The sequence below is a fragment of the Clostridioides sp. ES-S-0049-02 genome (genome assembly GCF_020658465.1).
Taxonomy (GTDB): domain Bacteria; phylum Bacillota; class Clostridia; order Peptostreptococcales; family Peptostreptococcaceae; genus Clostridioides.
This window is the reverse complement of record NZ_JACVWG010000046.1, coordinates 1-1,345: the sequence shown is the minus strand read 5'-3', so window position 1 is coordinate 1,345 and position 1,345 is coordinate 1. Positions and strand designations below refer to the sequence as shown.

General features: G+C 27.9%; 1 protein-coding gene. It reads left to right on the top strand.

From position 1 onward, the window contains the following. Positions 1-93: 93 nt before the first annotated feature. A complete protein-coding gene (locus IC213_RS20430; protein ID WP_227856200.1) occupies positions 94-1,299 on the top strand; it encodes an IS256 family transposase in 1,206 nt (401 codons plus the stop codon). The last annotated feature ends 46 nt before the right edge of the window (positions 1,300-1,345 follow it).

The window sequence follows — 1,345 nt, the reverse complement described above, 5'->3', positions numbered from 1 at the left end:
GGTAATGTAAAATAATTTGTGCTTCAAGGTTAATAAAAATCTTCTTTATGGCAATGATTTAAATATAATCAAATGTCGTAAAGGAGATTTTTTATGAATACTTTAAGAAAACAATTAGTCAAAGAAATTATATCAGATGGAGAATTTATAAAATCTGGAGATATAAGTAGTTATCTAAGAGATATGTTCAAAGATATATTACAAGAGATGTTAGAACAAGAAATGGCATTAGAGCTAGGTTATGAAAAGGGCGACAGCCATAACAAGAATACAACTAATAGAAGAAATGGATATAGCAAAAAAACTGTAAAGTCACAATTTGGAGATTTACAACTAGACGTTCCAAGAGACAGAGATAATGACTTTAACCCAGTAGTCGTTCCTAAAAATATTAGAGATATCTCAGGAATCGAAGAAAAAATAATATCACTTTATGCAAGAGGTATGTCAACAAGAGATATACATGACCAAATATTAGATTTATACGGTATAGAAATTTCAGCTGATCAAGTAAGTAATATAACAAATGTTGTAATTCAAAGAGCTAAAGAGTGGCAAAATAGACCTCTTGAACAAGTTTATCCTTTTGTATTTATGGATGCAATTCATTACAAAGTAAGAGATGATGGAAAAATAAAAAATAAAGCTGCATATATAGTTCTAGGAGTAAATAAGGATGGTTTCAAAGATATTTTAGGAATATGGATAGGTGAAAACGAAACTTCAAAGTTTTGGTATAGTGTTTTAACCGATTTAAAAAATAGAGGTGTTAAAGATGTACTAATTTTTAGTGTTGATGGATTAAATGGCTTTAAAGAGGCGATAGCCGCAAGTTATCCTAATTCTATAATACAAAAATGTATAATCCATCAGATAAGAAATACTTTTAAATATGTTTCATACAAAGATTCAAAAGTATTAATAAGTGATTTTAAATCTGTATATAAAGCAGTTAATGAACAAGAAGCCTCATCGGCTTTAGATAAAATAGATGAAAAATGGGGTAAACAGTATCCTTCGGCAATTAAAATTTGGAGAAATAACTGGGATGTTATAGCACCATTTTTTAGTTTTCCTGAAGAAATAAGGACTATAATGTACACTACAAATATAATTGAAGGACTTAATAGACAGTTTAGAAAAGTCACAAAAACAAAGTCCACTTTTCCATCAGACGACTCACTATTAAAAATATTGTTCTTAGCAAGTGAAAATGTGATGAAAAAATGGACTATGAGATATAGAAACTGGGATAGTATATATAATCAGTTATCTATATTCTTTGATAATAGAATATAATTTTTAAAAATCATATTTCAAAAATTTGCCATAATATATATGGTTT

What these genes read in the sequence shown, in the direction of transcription:
- IC213_RS20430 (WP_227856200.1), top strand. Translation starts at nt 94, where the DNA reads ATGAATACTTTAAGAAAACAATTAGTCAAAGAAATTATATCAGATGGA.